Annotated in this window: 16 protein-coding genes; 6 read left to right on the top strand and 10 right to left on the bottom strand. The window is 31.5% G+C overall.

All coding sequences use genetic code 11. From position 1 onward, the window contains the following. Positions 1–79: 79 nt before the first annotated feature. Genes ilvC through ilvD form a run of 4 tightly spaced genes read right to left on the bottom strand, consistent with a single transcriptional unit; the run spans position 80 to position 5557 of the window. On the bottom strand, positions 80–1582 hold the full coding sequence (gene ilvC / locus LY08_RS00385; protein WP_111658453.1) for a ketol-acid reductoisomerase: 1503 nt from the start codon (positions 1580–1582) through the stop codon (positions 80–82). A gap of 11 nt (positions 1583–1593) precedes the next feature. Continuing rightward, a complete protein-coding gene (gene ilvN, locus LY08_RS00390) occupies positions 1594–2124 on the bottom strand; it encodes an acetolactate synthase small subunit (protein WP_111658454.1) in 531 nt (176 codons plus the stop codon). A gap of 1 nt (position 2125) precedes the next feature. After that, positions 2126–3859, bottom strand: a complete 1734-nt coding sequence (ilvB, locus tag LY08_RS00395; protein ID WP_111658455.1) for a biosynthetic-type acetolactate synthase large subunit — start codon at positions 3857–3859, stop codon at positions 2126–2128. Between the two features lie 18 nt (positions 3860–3877). After that, the gene (gene ilvD / locus LY08_RS00400) at positions 3878–5557 is read right to left on the bottom strand and encodes a dihydroxy-acid dehydratase (RefSeq protein ID WP_111658456.1); all 1680 of its coding nucleotides are present in this window, start codon (positions 5555–5557) and stop codon (positions 3878–3880) included. Between the two features lie 389 nt (positions 5558–5946). Here ilvD and LY08_RS00405 point away from each other — a divergent pair, with 389 nt between their 5' ends. The 6 genes from LY08_RS00405 (at position 5947) to LY08_RS00430 (ending at position 10334) form a co-directional block, all read left to right on the top strand. Then, positions 5947–7254: a tyrosine-type recombinase/integrase gene (locus tag LY08_RS00405; RefSeq protein ID WP_158526718.1), complete on the top strand. Its 1308-nt coding sequence runs from the start codon at positions 5947–5949 to the stop codon at positions 7252–7254. An 11-nt stretch (positions 7255–7265) separates the two neighbouring features. Then, the gene (locus tag LY08_RS00410) at positions 7266–8075 is read left to right on the top strand and encodes a hypothetical protein (RefSeq protein ID WP_111658458.1); all 810 of its coding nucleotides are present in this window, start codon (positions 7266–7268) and stop codon (positions 8073–8075) included. Positions 8076–8170: 95 nt separating this feature from the next. Next, positions 8171–8458: a helix-turn-helix domain-containing protein gene (locus tag LY08_RS00415; protein WP_111658459.1), complete on the top strand. Its 288-nt coding sequence runs from the start codon at positions 8171–8173 to the stop codon at positions 8456–8458. Between the two features lies 1 nt (position 8459). Then, positions 8460–9122 (top strand): hypothetical protein, encoded by a 663-nt coding sequence (locus tag LY08_RS00420; RefSeq protein ID WP_111658460.1) that lies wholly within the window; start codon positions 8460–8462, stop codon positions 9120–9122. Between the two features lie 6 nt (positions 9123–9128). Continuing rightward, entirely contained in the window at positions 9129–9857 is a 729-nt protein-coding gene (locus LY08_RS00425; RefSeq protein WP_111658461.1) for a P-loop NTPase family protein, read from the top strand. Between the two features lie 135 nt (positions 9858–9992). Continuing rightward, complete coding sequence (locus LY08_RS00430) at positions 9993–10334, top strand: hypothetical protein (protein WP_111658462.1); 342 nt, start codon at positions 9993–9995, stop codon at positions 10332–10334. A gap of 68 nt (positions 10335–10402) precedes the next feature. Here LY08_RS00430 and LY08_RS00435 read toward each other — a convergent pair whose 3' ends face one another. From LY08_RS00435 to LY08_RS00460, 6 genes are all read right to left on the bottom strand, one after another. Continuing rightward, on the bottom strand, positions 10403–12166 hold the full coding sequence (locus tag LY08_RS00435) for a hypothetical protein (RefSeq protein ID WP_111658463.1): 1764 nt from the start codon (positions 12164–12166) through the stop codon (positions 10403–10405). Positions 12167–12260: 94 nt separating this feature from the next. Beyond that, on the bottom strand, positions 12261–15722 hold the full coding sequence (locus LY08_RS00440; RefSeq protein ID WP_245907528.1) for a DEAD/DEAH box helicase family protein: 3462 nt from the start codon (positions 15720–15722) through the stop codon (positions 12261–12263). A 33-nt stretch (positions 15723–15755) separates the two neighbouring features. Then, positions 15756–16289, bottom strand: coding sequence for a hypothetical protein (locus LY08_RS00445; protein WP_111658465.1), 534 nt, complete (start codon positions 16287–16289; stop codon positions 15756–15758). 2 nt (positions 16290–16291) lie between these two features. Further along, the gene (locus tag LY08_RS00450) at positions 16292–16891 is read right to left on the bottom strand and encodes a hypothetical protein (RefSeq protein WP_111658466.1); all 600 of its coding nucleotides are present in this window, start codon (positions 16889–16891) and stop codon (positions 16292–16294) included. Continuing rightward, complete coding sequence (locus tag LY08_RS00455; protein WP_111658467.1) at positions 16881–17567, bottom strand: hypothetical protein; 687 nt, start codon at positions 17565–17567, stop codon at positions 16881–16883. Before LY08_RS00455 ends, LY08_RS00450 begins: the two co-directional genes overlap by 11 nt. Next, entirely contained in the window at positions 17567–18388 is an 822-nt protein-coding gene (locus tag LY08_RS00460) for an EcsC family protein (protein WP_111658468.1), read from the bottom strand. The genes LY08_RS00455 and LY08_RS00460 overlap by 1 nt, the downstream gene beginning before the upstream one ends. Positions 18389–18402: the final 14 nt, after the last annotated feature.

Below are 18402 nucleotides of genomic sequence, written 5' to 3' on the forward strand. Positions count from 1 at the left end.
TTTAATTCTATCTGTCTGGTCGAGCGCAGTCGAGACCTATATAACCTCTCGACTGCGCTCTAGGTGACATCAATTAAAATTACGCTAACACTGAATCTTCAGTTTTTACATCAGATTTTATAATTTTCATGGCAGTCATTGCTGCTCTTAATCGTTTTCCTACTGCTTCAATTGGGTGATTTCTAATCGCATCGTTTACTGCAATTAACTCTACATTATCTACTCCATTCGTCTTTGAATAAGGTTTACCAATAATATCTGTTTTCACCGTTTTCATAAAGTCAGTTAGTAATGGTTTGCAAGCATGATCAAATAGGTAACAACCATATTCTGCAGTATCAGAGATAACTCTGTTCATTTCAAATAATTTTTTTCTTGCAATGGTATTTGCAATTAATGGTAGCTCATGAAGCGACTCGTAATATGCTGAATCTTCAATTATTCCTGCACTTACCATAGTTTCATAAGCTAATTCTACTCCAGATTTTACAAAAGCTACTAACAAGGTACCATGATCAAAATATTCCTGTTCAGAAATATGATCTGTTGTTAATGCTGTTTTTTCAAAAGCAGTTTCGCCAGTTGCCGCTCTCCATTTCAACAAGTTTACATCGTCATTAGCCCAATCTTCCATCATGGTTTTAGAAAAGTGACCCGAAATGATATCATCCATATGCTTTTCAAATAACGGACGCATAATATCTTTTAATTCTTCAGATAATTGGTATGCTTTTATTTTTGCTGGATTTGATAAACGATCCATCATATTAGTTATTCCGCCATGCTTCAAGGCTTCTGTAATGGTTTCCCAACCAAACTGGATTAACTTTCCAGCATATCCAGGTTCAATACCTTCTGCAACCATTTTATCGAAAGATAAAATAGCACCAGTTTGTAACAAACCACATAAAATGGTTTGCTCACCCATTAAATCGGATTTTACCTCAGCAATAAAAGACGATTCTAAAACACCTGCTCTGTGACCACCTGTTGCTGCAGCATACGCTTTAGCTTGCGCCCAACCTTTATTTTCTGGATCGTTTTCTGGATGTACAGCAATTAATGTTGGTACACCAAAACCACGTTTATATTCTTCACGTACTTCTGTTCCAGGACATTTTGGAGCCACCATAATAACGGTTAAATCTTTACGGATTTGTGTACCTTCCTCCACGATGTTAAATCCGTGAGAATAACTTAGTGTTGCGCCTTTTTTCATTAAAGGCATCACTGCTTTTACCACATTGGTGTGTTGTTTATCTGGTGTTAAGTTTAATACCAAATCTGCTGTAGGAATTAACTCTTGGTAAGTCCCAACAGTAAACCCGTTGCTTGTTGCATTTTTATAAGACTCGCGTTGCTCATCAATTGCAACTTGACGTAATGCATAAGAAATATCTAAACCAGAATCTCTCATATTTAAACCTTGGTTTAAACCTTGTGCACCACAACCTACAATTACTATTTTTTTTTCTTTTAATGCATTTACACCATCTTCAAATTCTGAAGCATCCATAAATCGACATTTTCCTAATTGTTCTAATTGGTTTCTTAATGATAATGTGTTAAAGTAATTTGACATTTTCTTGTTTTTTAATTGTTGAATGCTAAAAGCATTTTTGATATTTCCATTGCGTCTTTAGTCACTGCAATACGACCAGATCTGGTAAATTGCAGGATTCCAAATACGCTTAATTCTCTGTGTAATAATTCTACTTCTTCGCGTCTTCCAGATTTTTCTAACACAAAAAAGTCTTTATTAACTGTTACAATTCTTGCGTTACTTTCTTTTATTATATTCTGAATTTGACGTTCGTCAAATAACAAATCCGATTTAATTTTAAACAGACAAGACTCTTGATAAATCGTGTCTTCGTCTTTATGAAAATAGGCTTTAATAACTTCGACTTGCTTTTCTATTTGACCAATAATTTTTTTCATTTGGTCTTCAGTAATTTCAACTACAATGGTAAATTTTGAAACCCCTTCAATTTCTGAAGCTGAAGTATTTAAACTTTCAATATTGATATGTCTTCGTTGGAAAATTGCCGAAATACGGTTTAATAATCCAATATTATTTTCGGTGTAAACCGAAACGGTATATAAGTTTTTTTCTGCTTCCATATTATTCTAATCTTATGTCTGAAACTGACGCACCAGAAGGTACCATTGGGAAAACATTATCTTCTTTTTCTACACAAACTTCTAAAAAATAAGGTCCATCTGTGTTAATCATTTTAGCGACAGCCTCTTTAAGTTCTTCGCGTTTGGTTACTTTTTGAGCATCAATGGAATAGCCTTTTGCAATAGCAACAAAATCTGGATTGACCATTTCTGTCGAGGCATAACGTTTATCAAAAAACAGTTGTTGCCACTGTCTAACCATACCTAAAAACTCGTTGTTTAAAACCACAATTTTTACTCCTGCTTTTTGCTGAAAAATGGTACCTAATTCTTGAATTGTCATTTGGTAACCACCATCTCCAGAAATAGAAATCACTTCACGCTCTGGAGCAGCCATTTTAGCTCCAATTGCTGCGGGAAGACCAAATCCCATTGTCCCTAAACCTCCTGAGGTAATATTACTTCTAGTTTTATTAAAGTTAGCGTAACGACAAGCTATCATTTGATGTTGACCTACATCTGAAACAATAGCAGCATCACCTTTGGTTTGGCTATTAATTTCTTTTAAAACTTCACCCATAGTTAAGCCTTCTTTAGTAGGATGTAAATCGTTTTTGATGACTTTTTCAAACTCAGTAGCATACAAATCTTTAAATTTTTGATGCCATTCTGGATATGTTTTTTCTTGTAAAAGTGGTAGTAAAGCAGCTAAACTTTCTTTGGCATCTCCTAAAACAGCTACATCTGTTTTTACATTTTTATCTACTTCTGCAGGATCAATTTCAAAATGAATAATCTTTGCTTGTTTAGCATAGGTAGCTAGGTTACCAGTTACACGATCGTCAAATCGCATACCTATTGCAATTAATACATCACACTCGTTAGTTAACACATTTGGTGCATAATTACCATGCATACCAACCATACCAATGTTTAAGGGATGAGACGTTGGAATGGCTCCTGCACCCAGGATAGTCCAAGCAGAAGGGATTCCTGCTTTTTCTACAACTGCTTTAAATTCTGCTTCAGCTTCACCTAATGATACCCCTTGTCCCCAAACTATCATTGGTTTTTTGGCTTCATTAATCAATGTTGCAGCAGCTTCGACTGATGCATTATTTAATTTTGGAACAGGAATATAACTTCTGATTCCATTACATTTTTTGTATTTAAAATCGAACTCTTCAAACTGAGCATCTTTAGTAATATCTATTAAAACCGGTCCTGGACGACCACTTTTAGCAATGTAAAATGCTTTAGCGAACACTTCTGGGATTTCTGAAGCTTTTGTAATTTGACAATTCCATTTGGTAACTGGCGTAGAAATACCAACAATATCTGTTTCCTGAAAGGCATCACTACCTAATAAATGCGAAGCTACTTGACCAGTAATACACACCATTGGCGTACTATCTATTTGCGCATCTGCAATACCTGTAATTAAGTTTGTAGCTCCTGGTCCTGAGGTTGCAATGCAAACTCCAACTTTACCCGAAATACGAGCATAGCCTTGTGCAGAATGTGTGGCACCTTGCTCATGACGTGTTAACACATGATGAATTTTATCTTGGTACTTATATAATTCGTCATAAACTGGCATAATAGCTCCTCCTGGATATCCATAAAGGATATCAACACCTTCTGCTAATAAGCATTTTATGATGGCTTCACTACCAGAAATACGTTCTGTTTGTTGTGAAGATTTTTGTGTGTTTTTTATGGTTTCTGCTTCCATATATGTTTGTTTTATTATCTATAAATCAGTAACACATCCTTTAGATGCTGATGCTACAGATTTTGCGTATTTGTATAAAATTCCTTTGTTATGTTTTAATGGAGGTGCTTGCCATTTTGCTTGTCGTTCTGCTAGTTCTTGTTCAGAAAGTAAAACGTTAATGGAGTTGTCCTCTGCGCTGATTCTAATTTTATCGCCTGTTTTAATTAAAGCTATGGTTCCGCCTGATTGTGCTTCTGGTGTGATGTGACCCACTACAAATCCGTGAGTTCCGCCTGAAAAACGACCGTCTGTTATTAATGCTACAGATTTACCTAAACCTGCTCCCATAATTAATGAGGTTGGCTTTAGCATTTCTGGCATGCCTGGACCACCTTTTGGACCAACATATCTAATGACGACGACATCTCCTTTTTCAACTTCTCCATTAGATATCCCTGTGTTTGCTGCTTGCTCACCATCGTAAACCACTGCTTTTCCTTCAAACAGTAACCCTTCATTTCCTGATATTTTTGCTACTGCACCTTCTGTTGCTAAGTTTCCATAGATAATTTGAATATTTCCAGAGGTTTTTAAAGCTTTATCCTTTGGGTAAATGACATCTTGGTCTTCAAATTCCATTGGCTTAACATCTGCTAAGTTTTCTGCTAAAGTTTTTCCTGTAACTGTTAAGCAGTCACCATGCAAATAGCCATTATCTAGTAAGTATTTCATGATTGCTGGTGTACCACCAACTCCGTGAACATCTTCCATTAAATATTTACCAGAAGGCTTTAAATCGGCAATTAATGGTGTTCTGTCACTTACGCGTTGAAAATCTTCTAAAGTAAAATCGATATCTGCAGCATGCGCAATTGCTAAAAAGTGTAATACAGCATTAGTGGAACCACCTAAAGCATTAACTATAGCAATAGCGTTTTCTAAAGATTTTTTAGAAATAATATCTAAAGGCTTTAAGTCTAGTTCTAGTAAGTTTTTAATAGCTATAGCTGTTCGTTCTGCTTCCGATAATTTATTTGGGTTTTCTGCAGGAATAGACGAATTATAAGGCAGCGCAAAACCCATACATTCTATAGCGGAAGCCATCGTGTTTGCAGTGTACATACCACCACAAGCACCAGCTCCTGGAATAGCTCTTTTAATAATTTCTCTGTATTCTGCTTCGTCTATTTCTCCAGCAACTTTTTGTCCTAAAGCTTCAAAAGCAGAAACGATATTTAGTTTTTTTCCTTTGTAATTTCCTGATGCAATGGTTCCGCCATACATCATAATTGATGGACGATTTAATCGCAACATGGCTATAACAGCTCCTGGCATATTCTTATCACATCCAACAACAGAAATTAAGGCATCATAACTTTGTGCATTCATAACCGTTTCGATAGAATCTGCAATAATATCTCTAGATGCTAGAGAATAATTCATACCAGAAGTACCCATAGAAATTCCGTCGGAAACACCAATAGTATTAAACCCTAAACCTACTAAACCTGCTATTTTACATTCTATTTTAACTTCGCCAGCCAATCCATTTAAATGCATGTTACAAGGGTTGCCATCGTATCCTGTACTTGCAATACCTACTTGAGCTTTCTGCATATCTTCATCTGTTAAGCCTACTGCATAAAGCATGGCTTGTGATGCTGGTTGGGATTGGTCTTGTGTTAGTCTGCGACTGTGTTTGTTTAATGGACTCATTTATGGTCTTCTTCTTTTTTAAAAAAACTAAATTAAAGGTTTGACCTTTTCTTGTTAAGTAGAAGAAGAAAATGAGATTAAAGTCATAGAGTTGAAATACATATTAAAATACTGATTAACAGTGTTTTAGGTGTATTTTCTTATGATACCCAAAGCTATTTTTTAATTGAAAATAAATTTATTAGGAAGCTAAATAGAACAAAAAAACCGATTCAAATGAATGAATCGGTTTTAAAGGTGGTCCCACCTGAACCATATACAACTTTACTTCATTTGATTCCATTTGAACTTAAACTTACACATATTGTTTGTTATTATTACAATCTATAGATTTTAAAATAAATTAAGTACATTTGAAATAACAATAATTAAATCAAATGTTGTCCCTTATGTTGTCACAAAATAAAACAAACATTGTTAATTCAACAACCGGCACTATAACCTTTAGACTTAAAGATTCAAAATCAAAAAAAGAATCTCCAATAATCTTTGATTACAGTTTTGGTCGCGGTAATAGAATAAAATACTCAACAGGATTTAAAACCATACCTAAAAACTGGGATCATAGTAATCAAAGAATTCGCGCAGTTTCTACAATAAAAAACAGGGAAGAGGTAAATAACAAATTGCTAGAAATAAAATCTGACTTTTTAAAAGCTGTTTCAAGGCTGAGTAAATCAGATCAACAAAAAAAAGCTGTTTTAAAAACTATATATGACAACGTCATAGGAAGAGAAAAATCAGATAATACCACAAGTATTAATTTTTTTAAATATGCAGAGAATTTTATCAATTCTCACAAATCTAATAACACAGCAAAAATCACAAAACTATCAGATGTAACAATAAGGTCTTATAAACAGACCATTAATAAGTTAAATAAATTTAATACCTCAACTAGTTTTAATCTGAACTTTGAAAAATTTGATATTGAATTTTATCATTCTTTTATAGATTTCTTGGAGGAAGATAACTACTCCACTAATACCATTGGTAAACACATAAAAAATATAATTGCTTTATTAAATAGAGCTACTGAAGACGGTGTAAACAAAAACTTAAAATATAAGCACAGAGATTTTAAACGAATTTCAGAAAAAACAACTTCAATTTATTTATCTAAAAACGAAATAGATACTATTTATAATTTAGACCTCTCTAATACACCTAACTGGGAAAGAGCTAGAGATATATTTATTATTGGTTATTACACTGGACAAAGAGTATCTGACTATAACGGTCTGACTAATAAAAACATTAAAACTTTTAACGGTAAAGAAGTTTTTGAAATTCATCAAAAAAAAACAAAGAAAACAGTTTATATTCCAATTCATAAAAAAATAAAAGCCATAATGAATAATAGTTACGCAGGAGGATTACCAGAAAAAATGTCAGATCAAAAAATAAATAAATTCATCAAGAAGGTTTGTCAAAAGGCAAAAATCAAAGAAGAAATTACAACGAAAATCACATTAGGAGGTAAAATAATAGAAAAATCAGTGCCAAAATATGATTTAGTAGGCACACATACTGCTAGACGTTCTTTTTGCACAAATGCATACTTGTCTAAAATGCCAGTAATAGACATAATGGCCTTAAGTGGACATGTAACTGAAAAAGAATTTTATAATTATATAAAAGTTACACCTCAAGAACGAGCAGTAAAAATTGCAGATTCACCTTTTTTCAATAATTAAAATATGACAATATGAATTATAATGAAGTATTCGTCGTTAATAAAGTTTTTTTTAAAGAGCTAAAAGAGCATGAAAAAAAAGACAAAAATAAATTTGAGTTAGATAACTATGATTATTACAAACCTAAGCTTGTAGATGATTTTTATTTAAAACAATTTATAAGCAATTTATTATTTGATATAGATATATTAAATGTAAGAGAGTTCCTTGAGTTTCACTACGACAATTGTAAAGATCCTGATAATTTTTTAAATGTAATAGAATTTAAGGTTCTAACTATATCTAAAGATATTATTGCTAATGCTCAAGAGTTATTTGGGCATCAGGGTTATTATGGTCAAATTAAATTAGAAGATGACTTTGTAGAAACAGAGGGTAAAATAAAGTGTTATAAATATGATATACCTTTCTTTTATCATTCAGCAGGTGTTAGAAAAAACAAAGCTGAACTTTTGAAAAGAATTGACATTTTAAATTCCTTTTTAGAGAAATTACTTGATGTAAATAAAGAAATTAAAGACGCTCCATTAAAATGGTTAGCTGGCTCAGCTCAATTAGGCTTTATAATTTCAAAATTAATTGAAAATGGATATATCGAACCCCCTACAACTCAAAGTAAAAGAGGTGATCAAAAAGGAAAACTAAAAACTAATCACTCTCAATTAGCTAGAGACGTACTGACCGCTTTTAAAATTCCTGGGCAGGGCTCAGAACATACATTGAAAGCCTACTTAAACACTGAAAGTATCAAGAATATTGAGATAGGTAAAAGTTTCCATGCAAATGGTTTTTTATTACCAAATCATAAAGATTTAGACTAAGTATTAATACTTATTAATACCCTAAAAAGCTTTAAAAAAAGATTTTTAAAAATCAAAAAATATAGCTTTGACCCATCAAGATAAATTAAGTTATTATGGAGTCAAAGCAAGTATATATATATCCATATAGTCAAGAAGAGCTAATAAAAAAGCTTTTAAAGACTATAGAAAGTCGAATAGAAGTATTAGACAAAAAAAGAAAAAAAACTGTAATAGAACATGAAGAGCTTCTAACGGTAGAGGAAACCATGAAGCTACTTAAATGTTCTAAACAAGCATTATGGAATTGGCGTAAGAATGGCATACTCCCAAGCTATAGATTAGGCAACCGTGTTTATTACAAACATAGTGAAATATTAACCAAACTAATTAAACAAGAATAGTATGGTTGGCTTTATTTTACTACATAGAGATATTATAGAATGGGAGTGGTACCACAGCCCAGAAGTTTTCCGTTTATTTATTCACTTGACACTTAAAGCTAACTATAATGACAAAAAGTGGCAGGGGGTACAGGTTAAAAGAGGACAACTGATAACCTCAATTGCTCATCTGTCATCTGAACTTATGCTATCTCAACAACGAATAAGAACTGCACTAAAAAGACTAGATTCAAGTGGTTACATAAAACGTCAACCAACAAACAGGTTTACCTTAATAACCATCTTAAACTATAACAAAAGACAATCTATAGACAATACAATTAACAAGCAAACTCCTCTCCTAACAACAAACAAGCAACATTCAAATAACAAACAACTAACAATAACTAAAGAAAAGAATAAAAGAAAAAATATAAATAACTTAAAAATTAAAGAGAGTAAGGAAAAATTCAAAAAACAAGTTTTTGAACACTCTCAATACTCAAATAAAATTTTAAATGGATTTTTTAGTTACTGGAGTGAACTTACCCCCTGTAAAACACAAATGCGATTTCAAGATGAAAAGTTTTTTGAAGTAGAAAAACGTTTAGCAAAGTGGTCGCAAAATGAAAATATGTCTAATATCAAAAAAGGTTTAGAAAAAAAATTATTAACTAATAGATAGTTTATTATGATTAGAGAAGGTAAAACAGAAAAAATAAGTCAAACGATAAACATGTTTGTTAATAGCCGTAAAAACTTTCAACAAAAGAAGCCAATTCCTTATACTATAATTTCAAAACGGGATCTTTGGTTTCAATTCTTAAAAATTTTTAGGTCATCAACTGGAACACCGCTAATTAATGACAAGCAAACTACAAATAATTTAAAAGTACTTTTTTATTATTTTCTTAAGGATGATTATTTTTTTAAGTGCGATAACTTACGAGATGATATTTCAAATCCCTCCTTCAATAAAGGACTATTAATAATAGGAGCCCCTGGAGTGGGTAAGACTAGTTACCTTAGAGTGTTGGAAGAAATTTTTATGAAGTATCCTTGTTTTAGATTTAAAGGAGAAAGCAGTAGTGATTTGGTGACTCAATACGAGACTTGTTCAACACCTTCTGATAAAGAATTGTTTTTTAGGAAGCACAATCGAAAACGACTTTTTATAGATGACATTAACTCCGAGAATATCGCAAGTAACTATGGAAAATATGATGTTGTTGGTGGTATTTTAACATCACGACATGAAAAGGGGTTGATGACTTATGCAACAACTAATTACGTAACATTGGACAATTCAGTTACACATACCCTAGAAGCTTTAGGTAAAAAATATGGTTTTCGAGTGTATGATAGGTTGTTTGAAATGTTTAATATCATAGAATTTCACGGTAGAAGTTATAGAAGGTAAAAGGTTAAATTAAACTTTATTTAACTGATTTAAATCAAATAAATCATGAAAAAACAAAAAAACTGTAAATATTGTAACGAATTATTCACTTCCAGAAGGCGTAACCACTTATACTGTTCCTCTAGCTGCAAAACTATGGCCAGCTATAAACGTAACAATTACAAATATGTAGCTGGCCATTATCAAAGAGACGAAATAGTTAAAAAAGAAAACTTATCCGCTCCTGCAAATCAAAAGACTGAAAAATCTTTACCAACACATGATGTATATGCTCGAAAAATGAATGGTGTAAACGCCTCTTCTATTACTAATTTAGCATTGGGTTCTCTGGCAGCTAGTACGGCAATAAATAGTGCAAAACGTATATTTGCTCCCAATACTTTACCTGCAAGTAAAGGTGATGTTGAAAAATTGAAAAAAGAAATCAACGAACTAAAAACTCTACTAAAATCCAAAAATCAGTCTTGGATGCTTTAACTAACAATATCATATAAGGTATATGATTCTGCAAGTATTAATGATATTAAAATAATCAATATAAAAGTTTAATTTTCCGAAACATTGCCGTACATAGAATTATTTTGCACATTGGTTTCTTGGTCACGCCATTCTTGCTTCCCTGATTTAAGAATTTTTATACCAGTAAATCCTAAAGTATTACGAACATCGTCGATAGGGTAGTTGCTGATTAAAATTCCATAATTGTAAGGAAGTTTTTTAAAGAAAATATTACCAAAATCATCATTTAGGTTACAGTTCCAATTTCGATACACACGGTTACTTGCTTGGTTATAACCAGAAGCAATACGCACTGTAACACCCTTTTGTTTGAAACGTGTTCCTTTTGTAGAAACGTTATAAAAGTTGGAATCGAAGTAGTCTAGTAAACGGTGGTACGCATCATCATCAATAAAAGACAAACTTTCTCGTCCATCTTCACCTAACAAATCGTTATAAGTTAATGTTTGAATATCTTCAATAGGAGTAAAGGCTCCTTCGGATTGGGTTTTTACAAATTTGGTATGTGTACTCAAGCCTCTAACATTACTATTGTATAAATCGTTACGCCAGTCTTCGTCTGCAAAAATCTCCCAATCTTGTTCAAACTGTGCATAATGTTCTAATAAACTTTTACTAGCCATTAGTTTAAAATCACGATTCTTATGATAGCCACAAAAACGGCCTGTAATTCCTTGCGCACCGTTTGCCAACTGTCTATCTCTTGGCTCAATACCGAAACGTACTTTTTCTTTAATAATACCTAAATCTTTTCCAGCTGTTAAAGCCTGAACTATTATAAGAACAACACGTTGCCCTCTTTTTAGAATTAAATCAGAGATTTCCTTAATTCCTTCATTAATACTAAAATCACAAGCAACATCGGAACCGATTACGATAATATTACATTGCTTTTTATACTGGTCATTTAGTAATCTTCTAAGCTCAATCGCTCTTGAAGTATTCGATTCTCTTATTATTCCTAAGCCATTTTCAAAAGTCATTAGATGATTTACATATTCTTCGGTTTTTGGGTGAATTGAGTATAGAGGTTCTCCTTCTACGTCTTGAACTTGTAAAGGTCTAAACCCTTCTGGTATGTCTTCAATAATGTCATCAGCTAACATTTCAGAAATACCATAATATTCTGGTGGACGAACACCAACTATTACATCTACATCTGTTGCTCCTGTAAATTGTGCGTCTAAAATATCATAAGGTGTAGCACTTACTGCAAGTAATTTTATATCTGGCATTCGGTAACGCAACTCAGCAAAAAAGGCTAACTCAAATGAAGATTCTACACCAGAACCATATTGGTCCTCGTCACGAACAATTAGCTGCACATCAAATTCGTTTACGACTTTATGAGGGTTTGGATGATTAAAGAAATCACTCATTTTCATTACTTTTAATACCGAAGGTTTCATGTCACCTGTTACACAATCGTAATATTCGCGTTGTAATACACGACAATTCTGATTGTATAAATCTGTATCACGCATACTCGTAACAAATAAGATAGATTCGTATTCTTTAATCAAACCTATAGCAGGTAATACATAATTGCACAGAAAATATACCGTGCCAGACTTACCACTTTGCATAGATGCTACAAATGCCATATTCTGATTGCCTTCTTTTAAAGACAAACCAATACGAAGTGCGTTAATAATTTGATTAGGGAAGATTCCGGTTCTTCTTGAATTGTTTAATGTGTCCACTATATTCTCTTCTAGAGATTGTGGTGCGTCTAATTGCTGAAGAAGTGCTTCTATCTCAGCGTCCCAAAAGTTTTGATATGCAGTCATAAGAACAGTATTTAAGATTAATACTGCAATATTACGACCTTACTATGCGGAGTAATTGCATAGTTTGAAGTTAGAGCTATTTATAATTTAAAAATCAACCAGCATTATTATTAATAATATCTATTAATGATATTATCTGTCTAACCTCTCCTTCATCTTTAAACAATCCAAAAATACCTTCGTCATGATTTTCAGTAAACGGAGGTTTAATTAATAGTGATTTATCTAAAGTACCATTTACGTTTAAAAAGTTAATTAAGGTTTGTATAAAAGTAATTTGTTGTGGATTTAAGTTTTCTTTATGAATATAATCAGCAAATAAATCGTTTACTACTGCTAAATCTAAACCAACAACACTTCTTACAAATTTACCTAATGGCAATTCTCCGTACTCATTAGTATATGCCTCTTTTGTCCCAAGGGATTCATTAATTAAAAATTGTTCAAGAAGTTCTAATTCTTTACTTGTAATGGGTATGTTTTTATGTAATTTATCAATAACTAAATGGGACTTATTCTTACGAATAAAACTTTCTACTCGATCTTTATAGCTTTGAAGTTTAGTATAGCCTTCTAAAATATCTTTTTCTTTTACTTTGTCGTGGTCTAGTACGTCTGTGAAATCTGTATATACTGGTTCTAAACTCTCTTTTTCAAGAAACTTAACTAAGTCTCTTATTTCTGCTCTGACTTCTTCAACAGTTTCAATATCAATATTTGTCCAAAATGATAAATCTCTAATTTTATTAATAATTCCTATTTTATTTGAAACTGCTGGTATATTTCTTTTTTTATGAAGTTGTACACCAACTTTATAAATAATAGAAATAAAGTTTTCTTGAGATTTAGCATCATTTAATAATGCTAATTGTAATTTATAAGCAATTAAATCAAACCTCTTAGCAACTTCATCATCTGTTTCACTATAACTAGACAAACCAAAGAGGTTATCACATAAAATGGTTTCATCAGTTAATGAAATACTGTCCCAATTAGATTTAATTTTAAAATGCTTAACATGACGTAATACTTTTTTTACTTCAAAACGTTTTTCATCTAACGCATCTATACTCTTATATAGCTTATTAACTAAGTCATTTGCAAACTCATCTTGCTCTTTTGTTGCCTCAGATTTATTTCTAATTACTTGTACAATATGCAACATAGTTTCATAAATAAGATGAGATATACTTTTAGAAATACTTGTTTTTGCTCCTTCTGGATATTCTTCGAAATATTCAAAATTACCACAAAAGTCAAAAATTATAAATTCTGTTTTATCTTTACCTGGACCAAAAAGATTAGGTCTTAAACGTGTGCCTCTACCAATCATTTGCCAATATTTAGCAAAAGACTTTACAGGTTTAAAAAACACTAAGTTTACAACTCTAGGTGCATCAACACCAGTATCCATCATATCTACAGAAACTGCAATTTGTGGATCTTGTTCTTGTTTATCATCACAAAAGCGTTCCAATAAATCTTGTGCTTTAGAAGCATAGTTATCTATAACTTCTAAAAAACTTCCTTTAAATTGTGGGTAATTTTTATTAAAGCGCTCTTTAATAAATTCTGCATGATTATGGTTTTTTGCAAAAATTATTGTTTTTCCAAGCTTATCTCCTCCATTAACTTTTAAACCATTTGTAAACAAATAATCTAATACCATATCTACTGTTTTGGTATTAAATAAATAAGAGTTCATTTGACTAGATGAAATACCTAAACTTTCTAATGCTTCATCATCCTCTTCTGGTTCAGGTATACCAAATTTCTCTTCAAATTTAGCCTTATCTTTTTCTGATAATTCATTGTATTTAACCCCTTCTTGCATGAATTTTAAGGGCACACTAATACCTTTTGGAGGATTTAGATGACCATCTTTTACTGCTTGATCTAATTCATATACAAAAGTTGGATTATCATCTTCAATTCCAAATAACCCATATGTATTATGGTGAATATCTTTTTTTGGAGTCGCTGTTAGTCCTATTAAAATAGCATCAAAATAATCAAATATAGCTCCATATTTTTGATATACAGATCGATGCGCTTCATCAATAATAATCACATCAAAATGTCCTATACCATAAAAACGTTCTTCACTAGACCTCACTTTATCTATTTTATTTAAAATAGTAGGATAGGTAGAAAATACAACTCGAGTTCCTGTATCTTCTTTTTCTTTAGTTAAATCTATAGCTGATAAATTAGGTAGAAGCTCTTTGAATGCATTTTTAGCCTGAGTCACTAAAGCGTTTCTATCTGCTAGAAACAAAATACGTTTCGCCCAATGACATTTAGTCAACATATCAACAATAGCAGCTGCTGTTCTTGTTTTGCCACTTCCTGTAGCCATAACCAATAAAGCCTCTCTGTTTTTACCAACTAAGCCTTTTTCTGTTTTTACCATTAAAGCTTCACCAACACGCTTTATAGCTTCTAATTGATATGGTCTTTTATATCCTGCAATGTCTAAATTTACTTTAAAAGTTGATAAATCTTTGCGTGTTTTACGCTGTTCTATTAAATAAGCTAGCTCTTCTTTGGTATAAAAACCATAAATTAAACGCTCTGTATAAAAGGTATCATCCCATATGTAAGTGTCAAATCCATTAGAGTAAAATATTACAGGTCTTTGCCCTGTCATTTGCTCTAAACAATCCGCATATAGTTTAGCTTGATGTTTTCCTTTGGATGCACTGTGTAAAGATTGTTTAGCTTCTATAACAGCTAATGGCAAACCATTATTTCCCCATAAAACATAATCTACGAAACCTTTTCCTGAAGGATTTGTAGTTAAAGGCATTCCGACAACTGGATATTCTATATCTGTACCTTCTTTCAAATTATTCCAACCAGCTTCTTTTAATAATTCATCTATGTATAATTGACGTGTTTCTTGTTCTGGTGTTAACTGTGGAATATCTTTTTCTAAAATAACTACTTTTTGGCGCTTTTCTTTTCGTTCTAATAATTGAGCTTGTTGTAGTTGAAATTGATGTTTAAGTAATTCATTTTCTTTTTGTAATGCCAGCGATTTTTCTTGTTCTACTTTTAAAGCTTTTAATTGTTTTTTGGAAGCTTTAACCTTTTCATCAATTTCTGCTTTTACGTTTTTAAAACTAATACCAATTCCTTGAGGTAAATTATCTTCTCTGAATACAGGTGTTTCTATTAAATTTTCCCCATAATATTTTACTAAATAGACACCAAAGCTAAAAATAGATTTAAGTGCAATTAATGCCTTTTTTTGAGATACTGGATTACCATGAGCCCCATCATTCCCAAAACGTCTTACAAGATCTAAATTATGGAATAAAGATGGTTTTATACTACTTTTAAAGTCGTAGTGAAATAATAAAGAAACTAATTTAGTATCGTAAGGTTTTGTAAACTCTACATCGTTATCATACAACCAATTTAAGCCTAGTTCTAAAAATGATCGACAAGATACTGCAGCTAACTTAGGCACAGCAAAGGTTATTTGCTCTGCTATTTTAGCTTCTGCATAAAGCTGAGGAAAGTCTTGTTTTAAAAATTCGAAATTGCTCATAATAATTGGTTAGGTTATTAATATTTAAAAGTATTAAAAATAATCATTACGCCTGCTAAAAAGACTTAATTCTATAGTTGCTAATGAAGTATAGCTTTCATCTTTAGGATTGATTTTAGTTCTTGCAAAATTTACAATAGACATATAGTCTTCTGGAGTTTCAATTTTTGTCCAAGCTATAATAGGTTTAAGCTTTAATTTTTGCTGAATAACTCTATCTACAGGAAAATGTGGTGGTTCTGGTATAACTTTTAAACACCATAAATATTTTAGATATAAATTTAATAGCTTCTGGCTTACACCGAAATTAAATTGTCCATTGGTTAATAGTTTGCCAAAATTAGAAGTGTATTGCTGTACACTCTTAATGTTTTCAATATGTACATCATCAGATATGTTACTACTTTTATAACCAGGTACAATAGTATTATCTATATAACCTTTAAGCTTAAATTTAAAATCTTTTTTATCCTTTTCTAATACATTTGGCTTATACACATTAGCACGTTGAAAGGCGCCACCAATAGTTAATGACCAAATTTCTGAATTTATAAATTTATTTCTCATGATTATTTATCTTCTACAGTAATTGAAATATTTTTAATAGTACAATATTTACTAAAATCTTCTAATTGTTTTAATGCGTTTTCTTCAGTAAAAAACAAATCCAAATCATAGCTTTTCCAAACCATATTAGTGTTTTTTGCTTGACCATGAGTATTTAATATAAACTCTTTACTATAGTGCTTAATTTCTTCCCACCAATTCCACTCGTTTTGTCCTGCAACAAAAATTAATTTTGTTTTAGAGTCTTCTACATTTTTAAATTGCTCGACCTCTAAATGTCCCACTTTTTTATCATTAGCTTCTGCATTTTCATAATTAGCTTCAAAAAAGCCAGAATCGTTTAATAAGTAAACAGACAAAAATATTTTTTTGTCTTTTACAGATGTATCATTAAAATGGAATGCATAATAATACATGTTTAACCAATCCCATGACCAATTATCTAATTTATTACTACCTCGTCCACTAAATTTAGGGTGTCCTTTTACAAATGGGATTGCATAAGTCTGACCAATAAATTTCATCAGATCTAGTATTCTAGATTGATAATCAAATAATAGCCTGTACGCTTTTCTAACATCTAATAGTGGATTATCTGACATTTGTCTTGTATTTAAAATTGATTATTTGCGTTTGTTTAATTGTTTGTTTAGGCATTTTAGATAACCATTTTTTTGTATGATAGCCATGTATAGCCAACACATTTATTACATCTTCTAGAAGTAACAACATTGGTTTTTGATGTGCTAAATCTTGTCTCTCTATTGTTTTTTTTAGCGATGCTATTGTAGTTAATAAGCCACTCCATTTTATTTTTGAAAGCTTTACCGTTTTATCGTAAATAGTAATTTCTTCTCTAAGGTCTTCTATGTGTAAACCACCTAGCAATATGTAATAAACCTCTTTTGGCTCGTTATCTTTAAACTCATTAAAATAAGCTACTAATTGATCTTTATGTTGTTTTGAGTTTTGTTGTTTCTCGTCATAACGTTTAGCCTCAATTATTACATCAAAATCTGAAAAGTTTATAAATACATCTGGTTCTATATATTTAGTATTACTAATTTCATCAACATCTTTAACAGACCATTTAGGCCAAAACTCTATATGTTGTATATTACCAGCTACACTTGGCAAGGTATCTAGTAACAAGCTACTCTTTAAAATTTGCCAAAAAAGATCAGCTGGTAAGTACTTTAATATATCAAATACTCCAGCAGTACAACTATCTTCGCACTTACTTAAACTACCTGATCCGTTTGTATAATAGGAAATCATTACTTTTTTGTTTGCTTGTTTTCTATTAATATATTCTTAAATTTTTCCTGAATAATATCTTGCCCATATTTTCTCTCTAACTTTTTTATAGTAAAATGTGCAGTTGCCATTTTTTGAAAATGATCTATAAAAATGTAATTTATAGTTCCACCACCAATACCACCAAGTACAGGAACAGCTTGCGCAATAAATTTTTCGCTAACTGTAATGCTATATCGCGTTGCTATTTTAGATATAAGATTAGCAATTGCACCAGAACCTGACAAAGAAGCATTATTTATAAAGGAGCTTAAACCTGTACGCAATGCATAGTAACTTGTTTCTAAACCATCATCGTTTTTAGAGTCTCCACCTAATGCGAATACTTCTAAACATGCTATTTGAGTTTCAACGTTATAAAGGTCTTCTCCTTGACTACGCGCAATATCCATTATAGAACGCATAATAAACTTTGTAGTTAAAGTTAATTCTGAAATAAAAATTGGTGTACCTATTCCTGATGCTGACCCAAAAAAACCACTTAAAAAACCAGAACCTGTAACCACTGCTTTATATGTTTTTTTTGATGGTTTACTAAACGTCTTGTTTTTATTTATTGTCTTTAAATTTGCTTTAATAATACCCTTTAAAATAGACTCGGTTGCCTGCTGTAGTTTATGTATATACTTTTCTGGTACTAGTTTTATTTTAGACTCTATTGTGTCTCCTACTAAATTAATATTTCGCATTGCCCAACTTAAATTGTGCATAGTGGATTTTGCATTTTTCAATGCTTCTAAATCTTCGGGAGAAATATTATATTCTAATAATTCTTTACTCATAAAGCATTAATATA

The organism is Olleya aquimaris (assembly GCF_003259525.1).
Lineage (GTDB): Bacteria > Bacteroidota > Bacteroidia > Flavobacteriales > Flavobacteriaceae > Olleya > Olleya aquimaris.

Coding starts and splice junctions, on each gene's coding strand:
- LY08_RS00440 (WP_245907528.1), bottom strand. CDS start 15,722: ATGAGCAATTTCGAATTTTTAAAACAAGACTTTCCTCAGCTTTATGCA.
- LY08_RS00420 (WP_111658460.1), top strand. CDS start 8,460: ATGGTTGGCTTTATTTTACTACATAGAGATATTATAGAATGGGAGTGG.
- LY08_RS00415 (WP_111658459.1), top strand. CDS start 8,171: ATGGAGTCAAAGCAAGTATATATATATCCATATAGTCAAGAAGAGCTA.
- ilvD (WP_111658456.1), bottom strand. CDS start 5,557: ATGAGTCCATTAAACAAACACAGTCGCAGACTAACACAAGACCAATCC.
- LY08_RS00450 (WP_111658466.1), bottom strand. CDS start 16,891: ATGTCAGATAATCCACTATTAGATGTTAGAAAAGCGTACAGGCTATTA.
- LY08_RS00435 (WP_111658463.1), bottom strand. CDS start 12,166: ATGACTGCATATCAAAACTTTTGGGACGCTGAGATAGAAGCACTTCTT.
- LY08_RS00425 (WP_111658461.1), top strand. CDS start 9,129: ATGATTAGAGAAGGTAAAACAGAAAAAATAAGTCAAACGATAAACATG.
- LY08_RS00460 (WP_111658468.1), bottom strand. CDS start 18,388: ATGAGTAAAGAATTATTAGAATATAATATTTCTCCCGAAGATTTAGAA.
- LY08_RS00455 (WP_111658467.1), bottom strand. CDS start 17,567: ATGATTTCCTATTATACAAACGGATCAGGTAGTTTAAGTAAGTGCGAA.
- ilvN (WP_111658454.1), bottom strand. CDS start 2,124: ATGGAAGCAGAAAAAAACTTATATACCGTTTCGGTTTACACCGAAAAT.
- LY08_RS00430 (WP_111658462.1), top strand. CDS start 9,993: ATGGCCAGCTATAAACGTAACAATTACAAATATGTAGCTGGCCATTAT.
- LY08_RS00445 (WP_111658465.1), bottom strand. CDS start 16,289: ATGAGAAATAAATTTATAAATTCAGAAATTTGGTCATTAACTATTGGT.
- ilvC (WP_111658453.1), bottom strand. CDS start 1,582: ATGTCAAATTACTTTAACACATTATCATTAAGAAACCAATTAGAACAA.
- ilvB (WP_111658455.1), bottom strand. CDS start 3,859: ATGGAAGCAGAAACCATAAAAAACACACAAAAATCTTCACAACAAACA.
- LY08_RS00405 (WP_158526718.1), top strand. CDS start 5,947: ATGTTGTCACAAAATAAAACAAACATTGTTAATTCAACAACCGGCACT.
- LY08_RS00410 (WP_111658458.1), top strand. CDS start 7,266: ATGAATTATAATGAAGTATTCGTCGTTAATAAAGTTTTTTTTAAAGAG.